Here is a 6,499-nt window from a genome sequence, read left to right as displayed (position 1 = left end):
CGTCTGGCCCGCCCCCGCACGCTCCACACGGAGAGAGGAGCGAAACCCGTGGTTCAACCGATCTACCGCCGATTCGGCGAAGCGTTGGTCCTACGCGCTGCTGTTCTGCCCGTTGCCGCCCGACCCGTCGACTGGCCCGCGATCGGCTCACCGGAGTCCTCCCGGCGCTGGCTGGCGAGCGTGTGGAACTGCGACTTGTTCGTCACCGCGCTCCGGGCTGCCTCACCGCAACTGGTCGCCTGTGTGGAACGGATCCTCGTCGACGACCAGGTCGACCCCAAGCGGATCCAGAAAGCCACCTCCTCGATCGCCGGCTACGTGTTGCGCGCCACTGGACGGCCGACACCGTTCGGCCTGTTTGCCGGCGTAGCTACGGCCCGCGAAGGCTCGGCCGCTTCGATCATCGGTGCAGACCACCAAGCTGTAGGCCGCCCCGACACTCTGTGGGTCGACCATGTGCGCAGAGACCTCGAAGGCCGGCCCGACGTGCTGCCGTTCCTGACGGTGCGCATCAACGACTTGGCCGTCCGCCATGGCGACACCCTCACGGTGCCGCGCTCCGGCGGCCGCATTGCCAGCACCAGGATCGGTCGTCCCATGGCCGTCCTCCTGGACGCGACCGAACAGCCCACGACCGGCTCGCAGCTCATGCGAATGCTTGCCGACGCAGGTGGTACGCCTCAGCAGGCCCAGGGGCTGATCTCGCAGGCCCTGGCCGAGGGATACCTGACCAGCAGCCTGGCCGCGCCGATGACCCGCGACGACCCCGCCGGCCACCTCCTTCGCACCCTCGTCCCCCACAGGCGACAGCTCGAAGCGTCAACCCGGGACGTCCTCGCCCAGCTCGGGCAGATCACCCGCACCCTCGCCGCGCACAACCAGACCACCGGGCTCGCGGCGCGCGAACTGCGCGAGACCGCTGATGACCTGATGCGCCGTACCCCTGCTTCCAGCCGAAGCCGGATCGCCCTCGACCTGCGGCTCGATGCCCAGGTTCGCGTCCCCGCCCGCGTCCTGAACGAGGCTGAGCGCGCAGCGGACGCATTCATCCGCCTGACCCGTACCCGCGGTGGCTCGTCTGCCTGGGCGACGTTCGCGACGCACTTCTGGGAGCGGTACGGCGTTGGGACACTCGTCCCGGTCCGCGAGGCTGTAGACCTTGCCGCCGGCCTCGGCTTCCCCGCCGACTACCCCATGTCCTTATGGCCACAGACGCCGCCCACGGTCCTGCCCCGCGACGAGAAACTCGCGGCGAAGGCCATGCACGCAGTCGTCACGGGCGACCACGAGGTCGTCCTCACGAACGCGGACATCGACGACCTGGCCGAAGGATCCGACGTGGGAGTGGTGGCACCCCACGTCGAACTGGGGATCCGGATCCGCGCGACAGACACCTACGCCCTGGACCGCGGGAACTTCCTGCTCGATGTGCGTCCCGCCTGGACCGCGGGCGTGCTGTCGGGGCGGTTCGCCCAGCTTCTGGGTACGGAACTGTCAGACCTGTACGGGAGACTGCCCACCATGGTCCAAGGGGCGCTGCCCGTCCAACTCTCCTTCGCACCGACCTTCCCCCACGCGGAGAACGTCGCTCGCATCCCTGCCGCATTGCCGCACGTGCTCAGCGTGGGCGAGCACCGAGAGCCGGCCGAACATGTCATGACCGTGGATGACCTGGCCGTGCTCTCCACCGGCGAGCACCTTCACTTAGTGAGCATCTCCCGCCGGCGCGTCGTCGAGCCCCTGGTGCTTCATCCGCTCGCCATGGAGAAGCAGGCGCCGCCCCTGGCCCGGTTTCTGGCCATGCTCGGGCGCGCGGCCGGCACCGCCTGGACCGCCTTCGACTGGGGCCCGGCCGCTGCTGCACTGCCCGTGCTTCCCCGGGTCCGCTACGGCCGATCGATCCTGGCTCCGGCACGCTGGAAACTGTCCGCAGCCTCGCTTCCCGCCGGCCCGTTTACGAAGGAGTGGCACGCGGCGCTCACCGACTGGGCCGCCGTGTGGCGCTGCCCGGCACGGATTGAACTCCACGACGACGACCGGACCGTGACCCTCGACCTTGCCGAACCGGCCCACGCGCATCTGATTCACCACCACCTGCGGCGGCACACGTCCGCCGTGCTCACAGAGGCCGCCTCCGATGACGAGCTCAGGTGGCTCGGCCACGCCCACGAGATCACCGTGCCGCTCGCGACGACCGGCCCCCAGTTGCCGCACCCAGACGTGACGAACGCGCCGCTGGTCACGAACCAGGACCTGGCGCACCCCGCCACCACCGGTCGGTGGGTCCAGGCGAAGGTATTCACGCACCCCACAGCGATGGATCAGATCATCACGCACCGCCTGCCCGGCCTTCTCTCCACCCTGCACACAGAGAAGGGATGGTTCGTGCGCTACCGGTCAGTGCAGGAGAACGATCACCTGCGCATCCGCGTGCCCGCCGGTCACAACACCGCGGAGGCGGTAGCCGCTTGGACCGAGCGGCTCGTCGCGGATCGGCTCGCCTCTCACCTCGTCTTCGACAGCTACCGGCCCGAGATCGGCCGCTACGGCACCGGCACCGCGATGGATGCCGCCGAAGAGGTGTTCGTCGCCGACAGCGTCCTGGCCGGCTTCGCGCTCACCGACCTGCCCCGCCTGAACAGGGAGGTGCTGTGCGCACTCAGCATGATCGACCTCGCCGAGGGGTTCCTCGGTACCCGCAAAGGCCGCTCCTGGATGGCCACCACCCCGGTACACCGAGGTGAGGGGCGCCCGGAGACCACCCGATTCACCGTCCACGAGGTGCGCGAGCAACGGCTGCTGAATGCCTCGCCCCGCTTGGCGGTAGCCGTGGCACAGCGCCGTGCAGCGCTGGGAACCTACCGGTCCCAGGTTGGCGAGCAGCACGTCGAGCAGGGCCTTGAAGCGTTGCTGCACATGCTGCACAACCGGCTGGCGGGGCCCGACCGTGCCAGCGAGGCCACCGCCCGTCACACCGCCCGCCAGGCATGTCGGAACCTGAAAGCCCTGGGGGAAGCGTGAGCCACGACGACCTCGGTAACGGCCTCGCCGGTGACGCACTGCTCCACATGGTGACCGCCCAGGCCCACGGCACCTGGGCCGCCGCCCGTGTTGCCGTGCAGGCCATGACCGCCCAGCCACTGACCGCGCACCCGCAGCAGGCCAGCCTCTACCGCGGCGTCCCCGCCGCCGCCTACACCCTGCACTTCGCCCAGCCGGCCAGCTCACGCACCCTTGCCAAGCTGGACGAGGAGGCCGCATCGATCATCGCGACACGCCTGGAGACCGCGCAGCGCCGCATGGACAGCGGGCGTCCCCCACAGATGGCCGAGTACGACCTGATCAGCGGACTCACCGGGCTCGGCGCCTACCTCCTGCAACGCCGACACGACACCGCGCTGGAAGCGGTCCTGCACTACCTCGTGCGGCTGCTCACCGAGCCGCTCACCCTGGCAGGCCACCAGGTTCCCGGCTGGTGGACCTGCGACGGCCCCCGTGGAGTCCCCGACGACAACACGTTCCGAACAGGACACGCCAACTACGGCATCGCGCACGGCATGCCCGGTCCGCTTGCCCTGCTCGCCTTGTCCAGCCGGGCCGGGATCAACGTCACCGGCCAGGACCGCGCGATCGACACCGCCATCGACTTCCTCACGACCTGGGCGCAGCCCACCGCTGGCGGCACCATCGGCTGGCCCGAACTGCTTCCGCTTCATGACTTCCTGCGGGGGCCGGTTAGCGGCGCGGCGCCGGGGCGCCCTTCGTGGTGTTACGGCGCCCCGGGAATTGCCCGCGCTCTCCAGCTCGCCGGGTTGGCCCGTCGCAACAAGTCGGTCCGCCAGTTCGCCGAGCACGCGGTCCTGGGCGCCATCACCGATGCCCGGCAGCTCTCCGAGCTCGAAGACATCACGCTCTGCCACGGCTGGGCCGGTCTGCTGTTGACCTGTGACCGCATCGCCTCCGATGCGCAGAGCCCCGCTCTCGCCCGCGCACTACCGGCCCTGCGCGAACGCCTCCACACGCACCTGGTGCGGCACGAGATACCCAAGGGCGCGGGCCTGCTCACCGGCAGCGCTGGCGTTCTGCTCACGCTGCACACCCTCAGCACCCCCCGCCCCGCCGACGTGGGGTGGGAGACATGCCTCCTTCTGAACTGAAAGGACCACCTTTGAGCCAGACCCCCACCGTTGACGAGCTCCGCGACCGTCTCGTCGACGGGATCCTCCACAGCGTGCGCCTGCACGCCTCCGTCGAACAGGCGATGCGCAAGGTGCACCGGGAAGCGTTCCTCCCCGGCATCGACCTCCCCGACGCCTACGCCGACCGTGCCGTGTCCATCAAGGACAACCCGAGCGGACCCCTCCCCCTGTCGTGCGCGTCGGTACCGTCCGTCGTCGGGATGATGCTCGGGCAGCTCGGCGTCCAGCCCGGAGACAACATCCTGGAGATCGGCGCCGGAACCGGATACAACGCCGCCCTGCTCGCCGAGCTCACAGGCGCAACCGGCCACATCACCAGCATCGACATCGACTCCGACGTAGCACTGCACGCACGGACCATGCTCGACCGCGCCGGCTACCAGCAGGTCCAGGTGATCGAGCGCGACGGACTCATCGGCGCCCCCGAAAACGCCCCCTACGACCGGATGATCGCCACCGTCGGGCTCTGGGACGTCCCCACCACCTGGTGGCAGCAGCTCGCCGACGGCGGCCGCCTCGTTCTCCCCCTGCGCTGGCGCGGTCAGACCCGGTCCGTGGCCCTGACCCGCCGCGGCGACACCCTGATCTCCGACGGGATGGAGCTGTGCGGCTTCGTGCCCATCATCGGCCAGGACAGCGAGAAGACGACGGCGCTCAACGCCGACGACACGATCCGCATCATTCACGACGAGGACCAGAACGTGGATGCGGACACGCTCGGCGCCAGCCTGACCGCCACCTCTGGAACCGTGGTCATGTCCGAGCAACGAATCGGCGGTGAGGAGTCGTTCGATGGCGTGTGGCTGCGTGCCACCGCCAGCGACGACCGCATCTGCCGCCTGGAGGTACAGCCCGATGCGCTGGCCCAGGAACTGGTGCTGCGGCCGGTGGTGCCCGTCCGAAGCCCGGCCCTGGTCGACGGCGACTCACTCGCCTACATGATCGTGCGACGCGAAGGTGTCGACCCGCAGCGACCTCACCAGCTCGGCGCGGCCGCATACGGCCCGCACGCCGAAAAGCTTGCCCAGGAACTCGTTGCACACATCGAAGCCTGGGGATCGGCGCGGACCGCCGTTCCACACCTCACCATCACCCCTGCGAAATCCGAGGCGGCCGAACCGGGGCACGTCATCAGCAAGCCGGAGAGTCAGCTCACGCTGACGTACTGACTCGCCGTGTGGGCGCCCTCCCCTGTCAGGGATGGCGCCCACTGGCATGAGGTGACGGCGAAGGTGTAACAGAAAACGGCCGTTGACGTTCGTGAGATGAAAAGGGGTTGGTCTTTATGTCAACCCCCGCATTGAACCGGAGGAACGGTGACGACCGCGACAGCTCCCCTCTCGCCCGAGACCAACCGCACCCACCTGCAGGACAGCCTGTTCGCCTGGCTCGAGCCGGAGACAACGGCGGCGCCTACCCGCAAGCCCCGCCGTGAGCGCGTTCCCGCGCCCCTGCCCGTAGAGAAGGCGGAGACGAGGACGCTCTACGAGTCCAACCCGAAAAGGGCCGCCGGCTCCGCCTGCCCCGGTGCAGGAGGGCGACCTCTCCCACGTGTGGGTCGTGGCCGCAGAGGTGGAGGTCACCCCGCGGATTGCGAGCATCGCCGACTTCCGGGGCAGCTTCAAGGCCGTCGAGGGACAGCCCTCGCCTCCTCTGCCTCACTCGCCAACCGCGGCCGCGCCGAACTCGCCGGCCGCACCAGGGCCCTGCAGATCCCTCAGATCCAGATCATCGACCACCCCAACGCCCGGTTCGGATCCTGGATGCTCGGCGACGACATCCGCGTCCAGGTCGAGGTCCCGTGGGTCGGGGTCGTTGACGTCTGGCACCGGGTCATCGCCGACGAAGTCAGCGCCGACGGCATAGTCACCCTCGTGTTGAAGCGTTCTGACAGCTTCCACTACTGAGACGTCGGTGCTGTCGCTGAGCTGGGTGAGGAACCTGAAGAGCAACACCTGGGGAGGTTCAAGGCTCTGACCGGAGTTCCGTGACGTTCATGGTCGGCGGGGTGCATGCAGGATCGTTTCGCTGCGGGATGACCTGGGGGTGGCTCTCCGATCGATCAAGGATGTTCTGCTTCCCGGAGTCGATGTTGAACTGGAACGGCTGACTGCGGATCCAGAGGTCGTGCTGGTGGAGGTGGCCGCGTGCGGCCCGCCACCCCGCTGTCCGAGCTGTGGAAGCCTGGGGCGGCGGAGGCATTCCTCCTACTGAGGTTTTCAGGGTGGGGTCGGTGGTACGAGGGTCAGACCGGTGGCGGTGAGGCAGCCGTCGATCAGGTGGGGCCGGAGCTGGATCCT

Annotated in this window: 4 protein-coding genes; 3 read left to right on the top strand and 1 reads right to left on the bottom strand. The window is 69.0% G+C overall.

Annotated features, from left to right (window positions below; all coding sequences use genetic code 11):
• Positions 1-48: 48 nt before the first annotated feature.
• The 3 genes from ACFVZH_RS39330 to fxlM are packed head-to-tail and all read left to right on the top strand — an operon-like array spanning position 49 to position 5,368.
• Positions 49-3,021, top strand: a complete 2,973-nt coding sequence (locus ACFVZH_RS39330) for a lantibiotic dehydratase (RefSeq protein WP_384905320.1) — start codon at positions 49-51, stop codon at positions 3,019-3,021.
• Positions 3,018-4,157 carry a lanthionine synthetase C family protein gene (locus ACFVZH_RS39325; RefSeq protein ID WP_384905318.1) on the top strand — a complete coding sequence of 380 codons (1,140 nt, stop codon included), beginning with the start codon at positions 3,018-3,020 and terminating at the stop codon, positions 4,155-4,157. Before ACFVZH_RS39330 ends, ACFVZH_RS39325 begins: the two co-directional genes overlap by 4 nt.
• Complete coding sequence (gene fxlM, locus ACFVZH_RS39320) at positions 4,139-5,368, top strand: methyltransferase, FxLD system (RefSeq protein ID WP_384905330.1); 1,230 nt, start codon at positions 4,139-4,141, stop codon at positions 5,366-5,368. The genes ACFVZH_RS39325 and fxlM overlap by 19 nt, the downstream gene beginning before the upstream one ends.
• A gap of 489 nt (positions 5,369-5,857) precedes the next feature.
• On the opposite strand, the gene ACFVZH_RS39315 is transcribed toward fxlM, so the two are convergent.
• A complete protein-coding gene (locus ACFVZH_RS39315; RefSeq protein ID WP_384905316.1) occupies positions 5,858-6,154 on the bottom strand; it encodes a hypothetical protein in 297 nt (98 codons plus the stop codon).
• Positions 6,155-6,499 lie beyond the last annotated feature (345 nt).

The organism is Streptomyces sp. NPDC059534 (assembly GCF_042743475.1).
Classification (GTDB): Bacteria; Actinomycetota; Actinomycetes; order Streptomycetales; family Streptomycetaceae; genus Streptomyces.
This window is presented reverse-complemented; position numbering and strand designations above follow the sequence as displayed.

Bases quoted from the DNA above. Each gene is read 5' to 3' on its own strand.
- fxlM (WP_384905330.1), top strand. From the start codon at position 4,139: ATGCCTCCTTCTGAACTGAAAGGACCACCTTTGAGCCAGACCCCCACC.